Annotated in this window: 1 protein-coding gene; it reads left to right on the top strand. The window is 75.8% G+C overall.

The annotated features are described in order from the left end of the window. Positions 1-49: 49 nt before the first annotated feature. Positions 50-359 (top strand): KR domain-containing protein (locus ACWJ6R_RS38135; RefSeq protein WP_449066821.1); only part of this gene is annotated, 310 nt, incomplete at its 3' end.

Below are 359 nucleotides of genomic sequence, written 5' to 3'. Positions count from 1 at the left end.
CCGGTTGGTGTTGCTGGATGTGGAGGCCGGTCCGCTGGATGGGGATGCGGTGGGTCGGGCGCTGGCTTCGGGTGAGGCGCAGCTGGCGGTGCGGGCGGGTGCGGTGTGGGCGCCGCGGCTGGTGCGGGCGGCCGCACCGGTGGGGCAGGAGCGGGCTGCGGTGTTCGGGCCGCAGGGCACGGTGCTGGTCACCGGTGGTCTGAGTGGGCTGGGCGCGTTGGCGGCCCGGCATCTGGTCACCGCTTACGGGGTGCGGCATCTGCTGCTGGTCAGCCGGAGTGGTGCGCGGGCGCCGGGTGCGGCCGAGCTGGTGGCGGAGTTGTCCGGGCTGGGTGCGCGGGTGCGGGTCGAGGCGTGTG

Source organism: Planomonospora algeriensis (assembly GCF_977012225.1).
This window is presented reverse-complemented; position numbering and strand designations above follow the sequence as displayed.